This is a genomic window from Allomuricauda sp. M10 (assembly GCF_020782875.1).
In the GTDB taxonomy this organism is placed as follows: domain Bacteria; phylum Bacteroidota; class Bacteroidia; order Flavobacteriales; family Flavobacteriaceae; genus Flagellimonas.
The window spans coordinates 810,535-826,970 of the sequence record NZ_JAJGBN010000001.1 but is presented as its reverse complement, the minus strand read 5'-3'; the positions used below and the strand labels follow the sequence as shown (position 1 = coordinate 826,970).

Here is a 16,436-nt window from a genome sequence, read left to right as displayed (position 1 = left end):
AGTTTGATGTCAAATCAAAGCCATTCTGGTGGTTTTAAAGGTGAAACTCTGTTAAAATGAAGGCATTTGTTAGGTAGCATACCAAACAGTATCTCTTTTTTTATATCTTAGTTTCACCCTAAACCAACCTTTTGCTCCATGACCAAGAAAGCAGAGCGAACCACCGCTTACATTATTGAGACCGTGGCCCCCATTTTCAACAAACACGGTTATGTGGGGACCAGCATGAGTGATTTGACTGAGGCAACCGGCCTTACCAAAGGTGCCATTTATGGCAATTTTGAGAACAAGGAAGCATTGGCCCTATCTGCTTTTGAATACAATCGCAATCAGCTACTATCTGCCATCGATGCTAAATTAGGGGAGCACGAAGGAGCTATGGACAAGCTCTTTACCTTGATTCAATTTTATAAGCAATATGATGTGTTTACCCTTCCCATGGGAGGTTGTCCTATCCTGAACGTTGGTGTGGATTCACAAGGGAACAACACCCTTTTATCGGCTGCAGTTAGGGAAACCATTAAGGATATTGAAGGTAAAATTGCCCTTGTTTTGGAAAATGGTGCCAAAAGTGATGAATTGCACCTATCCCTGCCGCCACTTCAATTTGCCAAACAATTGTTCACAATGATTCAAGGTGCCATTTCTATGAGTACCATAACCCGTGACCGGAAATATTTGATCAACACCTTGACCTATCTGGAGCATTTGGTCAAAAAGGAAATCAAAAAATAAAGTATTCTCAATTTCCTTTCACCCTGAAGATCCAAGTCTTATCGGGGTATTTTCCAAAGAACTTGCTATCCCTTGCCTTTCTTGCCTCATCCATGGAATTGTATCGTTCCAAATACACGTAATTGTACTTATTGATTTTTCTATAAAACGATTTAGGCTCCAATCCCTTCTGGCGCAAGGTTTTCATGAAATTATCAAAATACTTTTGGGTACCGTACACATTGGCAATCAAGTAAAAACCAGGGGCTACACCTTCCTCATTTTCTACCTCTTCATATTTTTCATTGGGTCGAAGCTCCACTTTTTGGGTTTGCAAGGCAGCAATACTGTCCTTTTCACGTTGGGCCTTCAATTGTAAGGCCAACTGTTGTGCCTGGGCAATGGAATCCTGTTCTCTTTGAAGGGCCAATTGTCTCTCGCGTTCCAATTCCTCTTGTCTTTGTGCTTCTTCATTCATTTGGTCTTCCGTAACCACTTCCTCTTCCTCATCAGGTTCAGGTTCCCTGATTTTCTTTTCCGTTTTTCCGAAGTTGTAGGACGCTATCAATTCCAAAGTGGGATCCTTTGCATCCAATTCGGGATCCGTTCCAAACTCCACTAGCCCGCCAATAGAGAAAGACTTAGCGAAAGTGGCCCCCAATCCTCCAAAAACTCCATAAAAACTGTTGTATCCGCCCTGAACCCAAAATTTTGGCGTAGAAAGTAATCCATTGATCCCGAATTGGGTATCCAAGTAGGGTATCGATTTAACATACACCACGGGCCTAAAATAAGTTTCGCCCCAATCTTGAAAAATAGCTAATGGGAAATCGTTGCTCAAGGTTCCAATAATCGTTTTGAAATTATTGGCAGTTGCACTTTCACTATCCGAAAGATTAAATCCGAAGCCATTTTCAAAGGCCAAACCAACCCCGAATCGATTTACCATAAGACGCAGGGCAGGCGAGAATTTTACCCGGAACCCTTCAAAACTTTCCAAAGTCGCTTGGTCCAACCCTTCATTGGTCCCGTACTGTTCGTCTGCCACCGTTTGTTGAAACGCAAAAACATTGATACCTGCCAACAGTTTTACATCATCATTGATAGGGAAGGCATATACAAAATTGGCATTGCCTCCCGTATTCAGAAAGGTACCCGTATTATGCTGCAAAAAGCCAATCCCGAAAGTTGCTTTTGGCCCTAAACTATGGGTGTAATTGGCAAAAATAGAAGAGGGATCCCCATCAATGGTCTGCCATTGCCAACGCGACCAAACGGAAAGGGAATTGGGTTGGTTCCAATCGTAAGCATAGGTAGCATTCCAAAGACTAGAGTTGAATTGCGTTAACGAGTGTTGCCTAAAATCAGTTGGCAAAGCGGGCTCTTGGGCAGATAACCCGATACAAATCAGTGCACACGAGAAAAAGACCAAGTACCTATGCATACGAGAAAATAAAAATTAAACGTTACTTTTAGATCAGCTAAACAAAAACACGGGAACTTTAGATCTGTACTATGCGAACCATCAAACCATTGATTGCCATTGCAATTTTAATCATTGGAAGTATCAGCTGCAAAAAAGATACGAAAAATGTAGAACCTGTAATCTCTACTTTCTATTTTATCCGTCATGCGGAAAAAGACAGGACAGATCCTGAAAACCCGGACCCAGAGCTTAATCAGGATGGTTTGGACCGTGCCATAAGATGGGCCGAAGTATTCGACGCCATTCCTATGGATGCCATTTATTCCACCAATTACGAGCGCACCACTATGACCGCCGCACCTACTTCGGTAAAACAAAATGTAGATGTGCAATACTACGACCCGAAAACTTTGGATGTGGAGGAATTCAAGTTAATCAATGAAGGAAAAAATGTGCTGGTTGTGGGTCATAGCAACACCATTCCAGATTTTGTGAACAAAATGATCGGGATTGAAAAATATGAACAAATAGATGATACAGACAACAGCAATTTGTTCATCGTTCGGATCATTGATGGAGTGCCTACCGATATCCGGTTAAAAATGGATTGACCTTAATCTACCTGAATATTGGTCAGTTCTACTTTGGATAACAATTCGAGTTCCCCTTTGTTGTAAAGTTGTCCGATTTCCAAAATATCGGAATCCACATTTTTGGCCTTATAGTTCTCGTAATCCACAAAACGGATACCGTTCACATACCGTTCGTTATAGGCTTTTCTAAAACGCTGTCCACCTCCGTTCACATGAAAGTCATAAGCCAGGTAATCCGCTTTAAAAGTTTCTATATCAAACCAATATAGGTAAGTATCGTCAAAATCATCGCCACCACCCTGTTGGTCAAAAGTTACCTTGACCTTGTAATATTCCTTACCGCCAATAGTTTCTTTTCCCAATAATTCCTTGTTTACGGCACCATCATTTAATCCATAGGGTAATCGGGCAAAATAGTGCACAGAATTAACCGAGTTGGCATATCGAACAGCCATGCTATCAGGAACGGCGACCAACGAATCATTGATATATCGCTCATAATCATTCCCATTTTTCACATCCCGAATGGTAATGGAATCCGTTGCAGAAATCCGATCCAACACAATTTTTCCGTTTTCATTTTTAGAGTGATAGGTTTTACCCCGAAATGCAAAACCGGTGCTATGGTTTTTGTAAAGCTCCCCTCCACTCGCTTCAATGGCCTTATCCACAATTTCTTGGGCAGTCAACGGTTTGGGTGCATTTTCTTTGCACGAAACAAATAGGATAAGGAAAGCGACAGCAAACAGATACTTCATGGTTTTGGTTTTGTTCATAATCGTAAAATCTAGCATAACATTACAATTTACTTGACTAAGAGTTTATACTTTTGCACACGATGCAGCAAAATATCAACATAAAAAACAAAAGGGCCCGGTTTGATTTCGAGATCCTCGATACCTACACGGCAGGCATCGTATTGGGTGGAACTGAAATCAAATCGATTCGTTTGGGCAAGGCCAACCTGTCCCAAAGCTTTTGCGAATTTAATGATAAGGGAGAACTTTTTGTGGTGAACATGCAGGTTGATGAATACAGCCATGGCAGTTATTACAACCACAAACCCAAAGCAGAACGTAAATTGTTGCTCAACAAAAGGGAGTTGAAAAAACTTCGCAAGGAAGTGACCACCTCTGGACTTACCATCATCCCCTTGAATCTTTTTCTTAACGACAGAGGTTTGGCCAAAGTGAACATTGCCTTGGCAAAAGGTAAAAAACTGTATGACAAACGGGATACCATTAAGGATCGCGACACCAAACGGAACCTGGACCGCGTGAAAAAAAGTTTCAACAACTAATTTTTATCTTCCAGCAACGGAACGAACCTAAAGGCACCCAATTCCCGCTTTTCAAATTCTTTTTCTGATTTCCGAAGGAAGAGTGTCATGACCTGTTCGTTTTCCCCAACAGGAATCACCAATCTGCCCCCAACTTTTAACTGGGACATCAAGGCTTTTGGTACTTCAGGTGCGCCGGCAGTAACAATGATGCCATCAAATGGAGCTTCTTCGGGCAATCCTTTGTAGCCATCACCAAATATCATTTTTTTTGGTCGATAACCCATTTTGGTAAAAAACAGTTTGGTTTTTTTGAAAAGTTCCTGTTGTCTTTCAATAGTGTAGACCCTTGCCTTTAAATGAAGTAAAACCGCTGTTTGGTAACCACTTCCTGTGCCAATTTCAAGGATTTTATCGTTAGGTTTCACCTGAAGGAGCTCTGTCTGGAAAGCCACGGTATACGGCTGTGAAATGGTTTGGTCCGCACCAATGGGAAAGGCCTTGTCTTGATAGGCGTGGTCCTCAAAACCACTATCCAAGAACAAATGTCTTGGAATGGTCTTTATTGCCTCTAAAACTTTCTTGTCCGTTATCCCCTTGGCTTCCACAATTTCGGCCAATTTATTGCGCATTCCCCTATGCTTGAGCGTATCCTTCATGGTCATTGGTCTGGTCCACGAATTTAACAAGTTCTCTAAAAAATACCCTTAGTTACTTTTTATTTTTTGAGGCAAAGTGCCATCATATCCGTATTTTTGACAAAATTGAATACTATGCTTAAAGTTGGTGTTCTGGGTGCAGGACATTTGGGGAAAATTCACCTTAGACTCTTAAACCAATCGGGGAAATATGAGCTTGTGGGATTTTATGATCCCGATGAGATCAATGCAAAAAAGGTGGCCGCCGAATTCGGGTACACCTATTTTGAAAACATCAATAATTTGATCGATGCCGTGGATGTGGTCGATATTGTGACCCCTACCCTTTCCCATTACGAATGTGCCAAAAAATCCATTCAGAAGGGCAGGCACATCTTTATTGAAAAACCCATCACCAATACCTTGGAAGAAGCCGAGGAACTGTTGGTTCTTTCCCAAAAATATGGTGTAAAGGGCCAAGTTGGACATGTGGAACGTTTCAATCCAGCATTTTTGGCGGTAAAGGAAAAAATTGGCTATCCCATGTTCATCGAGACCCACCGTTTGGCGGAATTCAATCCACGGGGAACGGATGTTCCTGTGGTGCTCGACCTTATGATCCACGATATAGATGTGATCTTGAGCGTTGTTCCCTCCGAAGTAAAACAGATCAATGCCAGTGGGGTTTCCGTCATCAGCAACTCCCCTGATATTGCGAACGCCAGAATCGAGTTCGAAAACGGCTGCGTTGCCAACCTTACATCTAGTCGTATTTCCTTGAAAAACATGCGCAAATCACGCTTCTTTCAAAAAGACGCCTATATTTCTGTGGACTTTTTGGAAAAGAAAGTAGAAGTGGTGAAAATGAAGGATGCTCCCGAAAAACCTGGGGATTTTGATATGATCCTTCAAAATGCGGAAGGTGTGAAAAAGCAAATCTATTTCGAAAATCCAGAAATTGACGTGAACAATGCCATTTTGGATGAGCTGGAAACCTTTGCGGATGCCATCAACAATGATACTACCCCGGTGGTTACGCTTCAACAAGGCACCAACGCGTTGCGGGTGGCCCTTCAGATCATTGAATCGTTTAAAAAATAATTTACTGTTCGTTCAATCTTCGGAGAGAATAACCAAAACATAATAGCATTTCCATGAAAAAAATAGCGGTAATAGGCGCAGGAACCATGGGCAACGGTATTGCCCACGTATTTGCGCAGAGTGGCTTCAGCGTAAACCTTATCGATATTTCTCAGGCTTCCTTGGAACGTGGCTTGGCAACCATTTCCAAAAACTTGGATCGCATGGTGGCCAAGGAATCCATCAAAGAGTCGGACAAAGCGGCCACTTTGGCCAATATTTCAACTTTTACCCACATCATGGACGGCGTTTCGGAAGCCGAACTTGTGGTAGAGGCCGCTACTGAAAATTTGGACATCAAACTTAAGATTTTCAAGGATTTGGATGAAATGTGTCAGCCACAGACCATTTTGGCCAGCAATACATCTTCCATTTCCATTACCCAGATTGCTTCCGTGACCCAACGTCCGGACAAGGTCATCGGTATGCACTTCATGAACCCGGTTCCCATCATGAAATTGGTGGAAATCATTCGTGGATACAGCACTTCGGACGAAGTGACCAAAACCATCATGGAGCTTTCGGAAAAATTGGGCAAAACGCCCACGGAAGTCAATGATTATCCTGGTTTTGTAGCCAACCGCATTCTAATGCCGATGATCAACGAAGCCATTGAAACCCTCTACAATAGAGTGGCCGGTGTTACCGAAATTGATACGGTGATGAAATTGGGCATGGCCCACCCCATGGGTCCGTTACAACTGGCCGATTTTATCGGTTTGGATGTTTGTCTTTCCATTTTGAACGTGATGTACGATGGTTTCAAAAACCCGAAATATGCTCCTTGCCCCTTGTTGGTGAACATGGTGATGGCAGGCAAATTGGGTGTGAAATCCGGGGAAGGTTTTTACGATTATTCCGAGTCCAAGAAAGCGGAAAAGGTTTCGGCACAGTTTAAATAAACATCTAACAATTTAAATCTCTTGCATTTAAAAACTTCCATATTGGGTTTGGCCGTCATTCCGACAGAGCAATGCGACGAGGAATCTCCAGCCGAATAAATTGAAGTGAGATTTCTCACTTTGTTCGAAATGACATGGGATTTTTATATGTTGAAAAATAACAGCACTAAATTGTTGGATAATCACCTAAACCAAATGAAAATTTCATGGCCATAGTAAAACCTTTCAAGGCCATTCGCCCTACCAAGGACAAGGCTTTTTTTGTGGCGTCCCGATCTTATGAGGAATATGGTCCGGAGGAGTTGCAGGCCATTCTGCAGTTCAATCCATTTTCGTTCCTTCATATCATCAATCCGGGGTTTAAGTTTGAAAAGCATATTACAGGAAAAGAACGTTTTCACTTGGTCCGCAACCGATATCTTGAATTTTTGGAGGAAAACGTATTCCTAAAAGACAAAGAACCAAGCTTCTACCTCTATCAAATTGAGAAAGACGATTTTAAAAGCCTGGGGTTTTTCTGTGCCTGTAGTGTTGAGGATTACAGGAACGACGTCATTAAAAAACACGAGGACACCCTTCATCATCGGGAAGAATTGTTTGCGGATTACCTCTATTCCGTCGGCTTTAATGCCGAACCTGTTTTGATGACCTATCCGGACAATCCCACTGTGGATGAAATCTTCCAGAAAAAAATCCAACGGGAACCGGAATATGATTTTACCACCACGGACAAGGTGAACCACAAACTCTGGAAAATCTCCTATCCCGAAGGAATCGAAAAACTGCAAAATGCTTTTGATGGACTGGATGCCCTCTATATTGCGGACGGTCACCACCGAAGTGCCTCAAGTCATTTGCTCGCGGAACAACTTCAAAATGAAAACCCTGAACACAACGGAACCGAGCCATACAATTATTTTATGGCGTATTTGATTCCTGAATCGCAAATCAAAATTTACGAGTTCAACCGAATGGTGAAGGATTTGAACGGGTTAACCAAGGAAGAATTTTTGATCAAGCTAGATGAGCATTTCAGGATTGAAAAACGGGAAGATGGGCTTTACAAACCTTCCAAAAAGCACGAATTCAGCATGTATTTGGAAGGGGAATTCTATTTGTTGCATCTACGGATGACCAACTATGCCTTTTCCAATGCTTTGAGTCAATTGGACACACAAATTCTGTTCAAGACCGTTTTGGAACCTATTTTAAATATTACGGACCTTCGGAACGACCAACGGATTGCCTATGGTTTTGGCAAACACAACCTTATCCAAATGAAAGAACGGGTGGATCAAGGCGAATTTGTTGTCGGGTTCAGTTTGTCTCCCACAACAGTTGAAGAAATCAAGGCGATTGCCAATGCAGGATTGACCATGCCACCAAAAAGCACCTATATTGAGCCAAAACTTCGTAGTGGACTCACAATTTACGAACTTTGAAGTTCTAAGTTGAACTACATTCAAAAATGCAAAATGTCAGTTAAGGACAATTTACTACAGATTAAATCGGACATTCCAACAAACGTTACCTTGGTCGCTGTTTCCAAAACCAAACCAAAGGAAGCCCTTTTAGAGGCTTACAAAGCGGGTCAACGGGTTTTCGGGGAGAACAAAGTCCAAGAAATGGTGGAGAAATGGGAGGCCTTGCCCAAGGATATTGAATGGCACATGATCGGGCACCTTCAACGCAACAAGGTGAAATACATGGCCGAATTTGTGTCGTTGATCCATGGTGTGGACAGTCTGAAATTATTGATGGAGATTGACAAACAGGCTCAAAAGCATGGCCGTGTGATTTCCTGTCTGCTGCAAATGCACATTGCCGAAGAGGATACCAAATTTGGTTTGGATGAGCAGGAATTGAATGAACTCATCGCCTCAGATGAATTTCAAACAATGGAAAACATAAAAGTTGTCGGGCTCATGGGTATGGCTACTTTCACTTCGGACGAAGGACAAATCCGGAAGGAGTTTGCCCATCTTAAATCCATTTTTGAAAAATTGAAACAAAGGCTGTCAGGCATTTCTATACTTTCCATGGGGATGAGCGGTGATTACCAAATCGCCATTGAAGAAGGTAGTACCATGGTGCGCATTGGAAGTAGTATATTTGGGTCAAGGAATTATTCGTAAAACAACCAAGGGATTTCATGTACGCCATACTGGATATTGAAAGCACGGGAGGAAAATACAATGAAGAAGGCATCATGGAGATTGCCATCCACCGCTTTGATGGCCATCAGGTTGTAGATCAATTTATTTGCCTGATCAATCCAGAGCGGGAAATACAACCCTTTGTTTCCAAACTAACGGGAATCAACAATGCCATGCTCCGTTCCGCACCCAAGTTCCACGAAGTGGCCAAACGGATTGTGGAAATCACCGAAGGCGCCGTTATTGTGGCGCACAATGCACAATTCGATTATAGAATACTACGGACAGAGTTTAGGCGATTGGGGTATAATTACCAACGAAAAACACTTTGCACGGTAGACCTATCCAAACAATTGATCCCGGATGCAGAATCTCATAGCTTGGGAAAATTGGCCCGCTCCCTAGGTATTCCGATGAGTGACCGGCACCGGGCCAATGGCGATGCCTTGGCTACCTTGAAATTGTTCAAACTATTGTTGAACAAGGATACGGACAAAAAGATCATCACCGAAGTAATTCGTGAAGAGACCCATGGAGAGCTCTCCCCCAATCAATTGGACATGGTCTACAACCTTCCTTCGGAAACAGGAGTTTATTATTTACACGATCGAGAAGGGGCCATCATATTTTTGGGAAAGACCAAGGATATAAAAAAGAGAGTAAACCAGCATTTTACCAATATCGGAAAGTTGGGCAGAAAACTTCAAAAAGAGACCAAAAAGGTTTCCTACGAACCCACCGGAAGCGAATTGATCGCCATTTTAAAAGCCTATTTGGAGCAGAAAAAGAACAATCCCAAATTCAACCAGGTAAGCAAAAAGAAACTATTCTCACATATCGTGGATTTTGGCCAAAATGGAACGGAACATATCGTTTTGGAGGTTGCTGATAGCAGGGTCCTAAAATCCACTTCCATGGCCTTCAATGGAACCGAAGCGGCCAAAAATTTCTTGGGAAAAATCCAAACCGAATTTGAACTTTGCCCCTGCTCCCTAGACCTTGAAGCTGTCTGTACCATTCAGGAAATAGAAGGCGCAAGTGTTTTGGAATGCAATGAAAAAGTAATCACCGCATATGAAAGGTATAGTATTCAAGGCAAGGATATTGCCCTATTGGATCGCGGTAGAATTACAGGCGAGCGAAGTTTCATCCTGATCAAAAGCGGTAAGCTTCAAGGTTTTGGATATGTGGAACTCAACCATCAGATCAATAATATTCATATCTTGGAATCCATCATGACCCCGATGGCAAGTGACGATAACACCACCTTCATCATAGAATCCTATCTTAGAAAAAACAATAGATTAAAGACAGTACCCCTAACCTCTTCAAGTTGATAGAACCAAAAGAACAATCCCGATGGAAAAGGAAACTTCATGAAGTGATTTATGAGGCGGACACTCCTGCGGGCAAACTTTTTGACCTCCTTCTTTTTGTGTTGATCATCTTTAGTGTGGTATTGGTCATGCTCGAAAGCATTAAAGGGTTTGACGATAAGCATCATACTACCCTACTGACCCTGGAATGGATCATCACTATTTTATTTTCCTTGGAATATATTGCCAGGCTCATCAGCATTAAAAAACCATGGAAATACGCATTGAGCTTTTATGGCATCATCGATTTTCTTTCCACAATACCATTATACCTATCCTATATTTTTGCTGGATCCCAGGTATTGTTAGCGGTAAGGGCATTCCGTTTACTTCGGATTTTCAGGATATTGAAATTGGTGAAGTTCATTGGGGAAGCTTCACAATTGCAGGCCGCTCTAAAGGCCAGTCGGACCAAGATAGCTGTTTTTATCTATGTGGTGCTCATCCTTTCCGTGATTCTGGGGACGCTGATGTACATTGTGGAAGGAGACGAATCCGGTTTTACCAGCATTCCCCGAAGCATCTATTGGACCATTGTAACCTTGACCACCGTTGGGTATGGCGACATCGCCCCTCAAACCAATTTAGGCCAATTTTTGGCCACCGTGATCATGATCTTGGGTTATGGCATCATTGCGGTACCGACCGGTATCGTTACTGCTGAATTTACAAAAAGCAATAAAACTGGAGGCAAGGAAGAGGGCAAACATATTGTACATGTAAACACCCAAGCCTGTCCCAATTGTTCCGTGGAAGGTCACAGGGACGATGCCACCCATTGCTATAATTGCGGCCATCCATTATGAACAATAAGGTTCTTTTGACAGTGGTTGGGCCGACGGCCATAGGAAAAACGGCCTTGGGAATTCTTTTGGCGAAACATTTTGGCACAGAGATCATTTCGGCGGATTCACGTCAGTTTTTCAAGGAAATGGCGATTGGAACTGCCGTCCCCTCCAAACAGGAATTGGAGGCTGCCACCCATCATTTTATTCAACATAAAAGCATTTTGGAGCCCTATTCCGTGGGAGATTTTGAAAAGGAAGCAATCCAACTTTTGGATGATTTATTCCAAAAATATGATACTGCCATCATGGTAGGCGGAAGTGGACTTTATGTAGATGCCGTGGTCAATGGGCTAGATGATTTCCCTGATGTTGAACCGGTTATACGTGATAATCTCAACAAAAGATTAGAAACAGAAGGATTAGAATCCCTTCAAGATGAACTTAGGGTCCGTGATCCGCATTATCATAAAATAGTGGATCTAGATAACCCCCATCGGTTGATCAGGGCACTTGAGGTTTGTATTGCCAGTGGCAGGCCCTATTCCTCTTTCCTAAATCAAAAGAAAGCCGAAAGACCTTTTGATACCTTGTATATTGGTCTAGATGCACCTCGGGAAGTGATTTACGAACGAATCAATTTGCGTGTGGACCTGATGATGGAAGCGGGTTTGTTGGAGGAAGTGAAAAAATTGTACCCGCATCGCAATCTGAATGCATTACAAACGGTTGGTTACAAAGAACTTTTTGAATATATTGATGGCCTTTTTCCACTGGAACATGCCGTTTCAGAAATCAAAAAAAATACCAGACGGTTTGCAAAACGCCAGCTGACCTGGTTACGAAAGAACGACAGCATTTTGTGGATACCCTATAATCTTGAACCTGATAAAATGATTGAATTGGTCACGGACCGCCTTAAATCCTTACAGCATGCCCCACAATAAGAGTGTTTTGGTCATAATGGGCGTAAGCGGTTGTGGAAAAACTGAAATTGGAAAACTATTGGCCAAAGAGTTGGACCGTCCCTTTTTTGATGGCGACCACTTTCACCCCAAGTCCAATATTGAAAAAATGAGTTCCGGTCAACCCCTGAATGATGAAGATCGCAAAGAATGGTTGATCAAACTCAATAAATTGGCCTTGGATCACCGACATACCGGAGCCATCATTGCCTGCTCTGCCCTTAAAAAGAACTACAGGAGCCTCTTGCGAGCCGGCATGGGTTATTGTATGGCTTTTGTGTATCTGGAAGGGTCTTTTGACTTGATCCAATCCCGTCTGTTAAAGCGAAAAGGGCATTTTATGCCTGCAAATTTGCTTCAATCCCAGTTTGATACCTTGGAACCGCCCAAAAAGGAAATTACGGTTTCCATTGAGGATAAACCCGCCAAAATTGTAAAAGAGATTTTAAACCGGTTGAAATAATGTGCCCGGGAAAGGCTGGCTTTCCCTTCAATATATAACATAAAAAAAGCCACCATATGGTAGCTTTTTCTATTTATTTTAGATGTGATCATTGGTTTTCGGCCTTGACCACCAGTCGGAATCCTTCTCCGTGTATGTTCAAAATTTCCACTGAATCGTCCTTTTTAAGGTACTTTCTCAATTTGGCAATATACACGTCCATACTCCTGGAAGTGAAGTAGTTATCATCCCTCCAGATTTTGGTCAATGCCAATTCCCTTGGCATCAAGTCATTTTCATGCAAGGCCAACAAACGCAACAGTTCGTTCTCTTTTGGAGAAAGTTTTATGGGCTCTTCTTCCTGGTATTTAAGGAAGCGGAGCTTGGAGTTCAAATGGAAATGCCCGATCTGGAACTCGAACTGCTTGCTATCCGCCAATGAACCGGTTGCCTTTCTTTGTAGGATGGCCTTCAGTTTCATCAACAATACTTCAGAATCGAAGGGCTTGTTCAAGTAATCATCGGCACCCGCCTTGTAACCTTTCAACACATCTTCCTTCATGGTCTTTGCAGTCAGGAATATGATCGGAACGTTCTCGTTCTTTTCGCGAATTTCCTTGGCAAGGGTGAATCCATCCTTGTAAGGCATCATCACGTCCAAAATACAGACATCAAAATTGTCCTTTTTGAACTTTTCAAAACCTTCCATTCCGTTTTTGGCCAAAACCACTTCAAAATCATTCATAGCCAAATAATCCTTCAACACGATCCCGAAATTAGGGTCGTCCTCTACGAGTAGTATCTTTTTTCTTTCTGTTTCCATAGTTCGTTTTAAATTAAAGGGAGCTTTATGAAGAAGGTACTTCCTTTACCTTTTTCGCTTTCGGCATAAACCTCTCCTTGGTGATCATCAATAATTCGTTTAACGTAGGCCAATCCTAATCCGTGACCCTTTACGTTGTGAACGTCACCGGTATGTTCCCGGTAAAATTTTTCAAACACTTTTTTCAAAACCGCTTTGCTCATACCAGCTCCATGATCCTGAATCTTTATTATAATATTGTTCTTCACCACTTCGGTGAACACATCTATTTTTGGGGTTTCTGGCGAATACTTGATCGCATTGTCCAGAATGTTAACCACCACATTGGTCATGTGCATGTCATTGGCCAAAACATCTGACCTTTCGGCATCTAAATGCGCATTTACATAACCGCCACGGTCTTGCACGATCAACTCTACATGCGCAATGGCATCGCTGATAATGTCATGCATATCTACCCTATCCTTGCTGATATCCAACTGATTTTTCTCCAGTTTGGAAATTCTCAATACATTCTCTACTTGGGCATGCATACGTTTGTTCTCATCACGAATCATTCCCAAATAGCGCAATACTTTTTCCTTGTCCTCAATGGCCTTTGGATTCCTTATGGCCTCTACCGCCAAATTGATCGTGGCAATCGGGGTCTTGAACTCATGGGTCATGTTGTTGATGAAGTCAGACTTGATCTCTGAAATCTGCTTTTGCTTTATCAACTGATAAATGGCACTGGAATACGCCAACATGATGATCAAAATGAACATCAAAGACAAAAATGCCATACCCATGATCGACCTGAAAATAAATTTCTTCATGGTCGGAAAAGTCAACAACAATGAAAAACTGGTTTGTCCTTCGCTGTCCTTGAAAATGGGCGCCCTGTACATTTTAGTTCCAGTAAACTTGAACTTATTGGACCTTATTTTGGTTGGATAGCCTTGACTATATACGCCATACTCATAATCAATGTCAATGTTCCGATTTTGGAGTTCTTGGCTCAAGAGGAGTTCCAATTCCTGTTTGGATACCCGCTTATGAATGGGAGTGGTCTGGGCATATTCCCTAAGCACATCTTCCATAGCTGCTCGTTCCACACTGTTCAGGTTCCCGATTTTTTCATATTTCTGCAAAGGAGTCAACCCGTAGGTTTTCCCATCCAGACCAGTTTCTTTTTTGTAAATGGCCTTGGTACGCTTACTCGTGTATTTTTTAAGCGTTGTGGAATCTTGCCCGTCCGTGTTATCAAAGAACGTTGATGTTATATTATAATCTTCCTCTAGTATTCCGTGGGAATAAAAAAGTATTTCATCAGAATTCAAGTCCTGATCTACAAACAAAATTTGCCTGTACTGACTGCTTGTTGGCGGCCCAATAGAATCTAACTGAGAAGCGATGCGGTCGGAAACCTCCTTCATCTCCATCATCTCCACCCTGTTGGCCACTTTGTCCAAAATGTCCGTGACCGTCCTTGAAAATTGTTCTTCTTTGTCGTTTATGGATGTCCTGATCCAATAAACCTGAACGAAAATAATCCCAATCAGGGATAAGCTCATCAGAATGACCAGAAGAACGAAAAGCTTCTTGTTCATTGAGTCAAAATTAAAAATTTAACATTTAGGCCTTTTACCGTTTAACCTAACCTTAACAAAAATGTTAAAATTTGGCGGCGAGGGCCAACAGTTTGGTGTGAAGTTGTTTAACCTTTCTCTTGGTCGTTTTCAAATCAACATTTTCAATGCAAAAATGGGCCAAAGGTATCTTGTCAGCATCTTGCATTTGGTTCTTCATTCGGTCTAGGATTGCTTCCTTGTCCATACTATCTCTTGTCATGACCCGCTTAATCCTTGCCTCTTCTGGGGCGGTTACCAAAATGGTAAAATCATACTTATCCTGGGCATTGTTTTCAAAAATCAGGGCAGTTTCTTGGATCACATAAGGAGCGGATTGTTGGGCCGTCCATTGCAGAAAATGTTCACGCACCACCGGATGGACAATGGCATTCAATTGTTTCAACAATTCTTTGTCTTTGAATACTTTTGAAGCGATGTACTTCCGGTTTATTTCCCCTTCAGTATAGGCATCTTCACCAAAAAGTCTCGTAACACCATCTTTGATGGTAAGCGAGGTAACCATCAACAACTTCGCCTCATGGTCTGAGTCATAAACAGGCACGCCTAACTTTTCGAACATTTTGGCCACGGTACTTTTGCCGCTCCCTATTCCACCGGTGAGCCCTACGATCATCATGGCTGTTCCAAAACAAAGTTTACACTGGTTTGCTGCAACCGAACGTCATAGGCATTCTCGGGCCTTTTGGCTATCGTCAAGAATAACGTATTATCGTTGCCTTTTGACTTTTCATAATCCGATTCCACAGCAAAATCCGCAGCTGAAAGCGATTTTAACCGCTCTATGCTTGCCTTGCAAAGAACAGTGACCGTGCTAGGAAAAGTCTTTACATGAAAACCTTCAGGAACATTCAGTACCTGTACCGGAACCTCGAAGACCTTTTCCGAAAACTTATCCACCTTCCCCAAAATAGACACCCGAGCATCTGAAAAAACACTGTTCTCCAATCCTTTTGGGAAAACCAAAACTGCCTCTCTTTCAAAACTATCCGAAACATTGGCCAACTTTATGGGAGATGTCCGGATTTCCTTGATGGTGTCAATTTCACTATTGGGTCCTTTTACTGTAACTGAATCCGGAATCAAGATGAGTTTTCCATCCAAGATATAGTTCTGTTCCAATTGCAGGTCCATTTTTGGAACAATCGGTATTTTTCTACTGGCCACTTGATACAAATCCAATACCAATTGGTTTTGATTTACGTCCAAAAGTGAAATATTCTGTGATAATTGTTGGTCCAGCTGTTCCTTGAGTTCATCTTCTGGGATCACGTACCTTCCATTTCTATAAACAGCCTGCGAAACATTAATGTCCACCCGTTTTTTAAAAAAATTGTAGTACAAAAATTGAAATCCACTCGTTCTGAGTTTGACTTCAAGGTGCTCGTTGGAATTCTTTCCCTGCAAAAGGGTATCGGGCAAGTTGCGGTAATTCACCAAAAAATCCGATCTGGACTCGTAGGTATCCGAAAGGTTGCTGATGAACCAAGCCAAAAAAGAGCATAGCAAGAAGAGTGAAAATACTTTCGCTTTCTTTTGGTTTAGACCTTTCAATACCTTTTTGACCAC

Annotated in this window: 18 protein-coding genes; 11 read left to right on the top strand and 7 right to left on the bottom strand. The window is 42.1% G+C overall.

Annotated features, from left to right (window positions below; genetic code table 11):
* Positions 1–138: 138 nt before the first annotated feature.
* Positions 139–735, top strand: a complete 597-nt coding sequence (locus tag LKX84_RS03880) for a TetR/AcrR family transcriptional regulator (RefSeq protein WP_228235797.1) — start codon at positions 139–141, stop codon at positions 733–735.
* 7 nt (positions 736–742) lie between these two features.
* On the opposite strand, the gene LKX84_RS03875 is transcribed toward LKX84_RS03880, so the two are convergent.
* The gene (locus LKX84_RS03875; RefSeq protein ID WP_228235796.1) at positions 743–2,158 is read right to left on the bottom strand and encodes a PorP/SprF family type IX secretion system membrane protein; all 1,416 of its coding nucleotides are present in this window, start codon (positions 2,156–2,158) and stop codon (positions 743–745) included.
* Between the two features lie 71 nt (positions 2,159–2,229).
* On the opposite strand from LKX84_RS03875, the gene LKX84_RS03870 reads away from it, so the two are divergent.
* Positions 2,230–2,751: a SixA phosphatase family protein gene (locus tag LKX84_RS03870; protein WP_228235795.1), complete on the top strand. Its 522-nt coding sequence runs from the start codon at positions 2,230–2,232 to the stop codon at positions 2,749–2,751.
* Positions 2,752–2,753: 2 nt separating this feature from the next.
* Here LKX84_RS03870 and LKX84_RS03865 read toward each other — a convergent pair whose 3' ends face one another.
* Positions 2,754–3,491 carry a DUF6503 family protein gene (locus LKX84_RS03865; RefSeq protein WP_228235794.1) on the bottom strand — a complete coding sequence of 246 codons (738 nt, stop codon included), beginning with the start codon at positions 3,489–3,491 and terminating at the stop codon, positions 2,754–2,756.
* 80 nt (positions 3,492–3,571) lie between these two features.
* Between LKX84_RS03865 and smpB the strand changes: the two genes are divergently transcribed.
* Positions 3,572–4,033: an SsrA-binding protein SmpB gene (gene smpB, locus LKX84_RS03860; RefSeq protein ID WP_228235793.1), complete on the top strand. Its 462-nt coding sequence runs from the start codon at positions 3,572–3,574 to the stop codon at positions 4,031–4,033.
* Here the strand turns inward: smpB and LKX84_RS03855 are convergent.
* A complete protein-coding gene (locus LKX84_RS03855) occupies positions 4,030–4,671 on the bottom strand; it encodes a protein-L-isoaspartate(D-aspartate) O-methyltransferase (protein ID WP_228235792.1) in 642 nt (213 codons plus the stop codon). The genes smpB and LKX84_RS03855 overlap by 4 nt on opposite strands.
* Before the next feature lie 114 nt (positions 4,672–4,785).
* Here LKX84_RS03855 and LKX84_RS03850 point away from each other — a divergent pair, with 114 nt between their 5' ends.
* From LKX84_RS03850 to LKX84_RS03815, 8 genes are all read left to right on the top strand, one after another.
* The gene (locus LKX84_RS03850; protein ID WP_228235791.1) at positions 4,786–5,751 is read left to right on the top strand and encodes a Gfo/Idh/MocA family protein; all 966 of its coding nucleotides are present in this window, start codon (positions 4,786–4,788) and stop codon (positions 5,749–5,751) included.
* Positions 5,752–5,804: 53 nt separating this feature from the next.
* Positions 5,805–6,692: a 3-hydroxybutyryl-CoA dehydrogenase gene (locus LKX84_RS03845; RefSeq protein ID WP_228235790.1), complete on the top strand. Its 888-nt coding sequence runs from the start codon at positions 5,805–5,807 to the stop codon at positions 6,690–6,692.
* Positions 6,693–6,898: 206 nt separating this feature from the next.
* On the top strand, positions 6,899–8,134 hold the full coding sequence (locus LKX84_RS03840) for a DUF1015 domain-containing protein (protein WP_228235789.1): 1,236 nt from the start codon (positions 6,899–6,901) through the stop codon (positions 8,132–8,134).
* Between the two features lie 33 nt (positions 8,135–8,167).
* Complete coding sequence (locus LKX84_RS03835; RefSeq protein ID WP_228235788.1) at positions 8,168–8,827, top strand: YggS family pyridoxal phosphate-dependent enzyme; 660 nt, start codon at positions 8,168–8,170, stop codon at positions 8,825–8,827.
* A gap of 17 nt (positions 8,828–8,844) precedes the next feature.
* Positions 8,845–10,185, top strand: coding sequence for an exonuclease domain-containing protein (locus LKX84_RS03830; protein ID WP_228235787.1), 1,341 nt, complete (start codon positions 8,845–8,847; stop codon positions 10,183–10,185).
* Positions 10,182–11,030, top strand: a complete 849-nt coding sequence (locus LKX84_RS03825) for an ion transporter (protein WP_228235786.1) — start codon at positions 10,182–10,184, stop codon at positions 11,028–11,030. Before LKX84_RS03830 ends, LKX84_RS03825 begins: the two co-directional genes overlap by 4 nt.
* Entirely contained in the window at positions 11,027–11,956 is a 930-nt protein-coding gene (gene miaA, locus LKX84_RS03820) for a tRNA (adenosine(37)-N6)-dimethylallyltransferase MiaA (RefSeq protein ID WP_228235785.1), read from the top strand. The genes LKX84_RS03825 and miaA overlap by 4 nt, the downstream gene beginning before the upstream one ends.
* Entirely contained in the window at positions 11,943–12,437 is a 495-nt protein-coding gene (locus tag LKX84_RS03815) for a gluconokinase (RefSeq protein ID WP_228235784.1), read from the top strand. The genes miaA and LKX84_RS03815 overlap by 14 nt, the downstream gene beginning before the upstream one ends.
* Before the next feature lie 88 nt (positions 12,438–12,525).
* On the opposite strand, the gene LKX84_RS03810 is transcribed toward LKX84_RS03815, so the two are convergent.
* The 4 genes from LKX84_RS03810 to LKX84_RS17985 form a co-directional block, all read right to left on the bottom strand.
* Positions 12,526–13,239, bottom strand: a complete 714-nt coding sequence (locus tag LKX84_RS03810) for a response regulator transcription factor (protein ID WP_228235783.1) — start codon at positions 13,237–13,239, stop codon at positions 12,526–12,528.
* Positions 13,240–13,247: 8 nt separating this feature from the next.
* Positions 13,248–14,828 carry a sensor histidine kinase gene (locus tag LKX84_RS03805; protein WP_228235782.1) on the bottom strand — a complete coding sequence of 527 codons (1,581 nt, stop codon included), beginning with the start codon at positions 14,826–14,828 and terminating at the stop codon, positions 13,248–13,250.
* 64 nt (positions 14,829–14,892) lie between these two features.
* The gene (gene coaE / locus LKX84_RS03800; RefSeq protein WP_228235781.1) at positions 14,893–15,486 is read right to left on the bottom strand and encodes a dephospho-CoA kinase; all 594 of its coding nucleotides are present in this window, start codon (positions 15,484–15,486) and stop codon (positions 14,893–14,895) included.
* Positions 15,483–16,436 (bottom strand): YbbR-like domain-containing protein, encoded by a 954-nt coding sequence (locus LKX84_RS17985; RefSeq protein WP_228235780.1) that lies wholly within the window; start codon positions 16,434–16,436, stop codon positions 15,483–15,485. The genes coaE and LKX84_RS17985 overlap by 4 nt, the downstream gene beginning before the upstream one ends.

Bases quoted from the DNA above. Each gene is read 5' to 3' on its own strand.
- LKX84_RS03880 (WP_228235797.1), top strand. From the start codon at position 139: ATGACCAAGAAAGCAGAGCGAACCACCGCTTACATTATTGAGACCGTG.
- LKX84_RS03875 (WP_228235796.1), bottom strand. From the start codon at position 2,158: ATGCATAGGTACTTGGTCTTTTTCTCGTGTGCACTGATTTGTATCGGG.
- LKX84_RS03870 (WP_228235795.1), top strand. From the start codon at position 2,230: ATGCGAACCATCAAACCATTGATTGCCATTGCAATTTTAATCATTGGA.
- LKX84_RS03865 (WP_228235794.1), bottom strand. From the start codon at position 3,491: ATGAAGTATCTGTTTGCTGTCGCTTTCCTTATCCTATTTGTTTCGTGC.
- smpB (WP_228235793.1), top strand. From the start codon at position 3,572: ATGCAGCAAAATATCAACATAAAAAACAAAAGGGCCCGGTTTGATTTC.
- LKX84_RS03855 (WP_228235792.1), bottom strand. From the start codon at position 4,671: ATGAAGGATACGCTCAAGCATAGGGGAATGCGCAATAAATTGGCCGAA.
- LKX84_RS03850 (WP_228235791.1), top strand. From the start codon at position 4,786: ATGCTTAAAGTTGGTGTTCTGGGTGCAGGACATTTGGGGAAAATTCAC.
- LKX84_RS03845 (WP_228235790.1), top strand. From the start codon at position 5,805: ATGAAAAAAATAGCGGTAATAGGCGCAGGAACCATGGGCAACGGTATT.
- LKX84_RS03840 (WP_228235789.1), top strand. From the start codon at position 6,899: ATGGCCATAGTAAAACCTTTCAAGGCCATTCGCCCTACCAAGGACAAG.
- LKX84_RS03835 (WP_228235788.1), top strand. From the start codon at position 8,168: ATGTCAGTTAAGGACAATTTACTACAGATTAAATCGGACATTCCAACA.
- LKX84_RS03830 (WP_228235787.1), top strand. From the start codon at position 8,845: ATGTACGCCATACTGGATATTGAAAGCACGGGAGGAAAATACAATGAA.
- miaA (WP_228235785.1), top strand. From the start codon at position 11,027: ATGAACAATAAGGTTCTTTTGACAGTGGTTGGGCCGACGGCCATAGGA.
- LKX84_RS03815 (WP_228235784.1), top strand. From the start codon at position 11,943: ATGCCCCACAATAAGAGTGTTTTGGTCATAATGGGCGTAAGCGGTTGT.
- LKX84_RS03810 (WP_228235783.1), bottom strand. From the start codon at position 13,239: ATGGAAACAGAAAGAAAAAAGATACTACTCGTAGAGGACGACCCTAAT.
- LKX84_RS03805 (WP_228235782.1), bottom strand. From the start codon at position 14,828: ATGAACAAGAAGCTTTTCGTTCTTCTGGTCATTCTGATGAGCTTATCC.
- coaE (WP_228235781.1), bottom strand. From the start codon at position 15,486: ATGATGATCGTAGGGCTCACCGGTGGAATAGGGAGCGGCAAAAGTACC.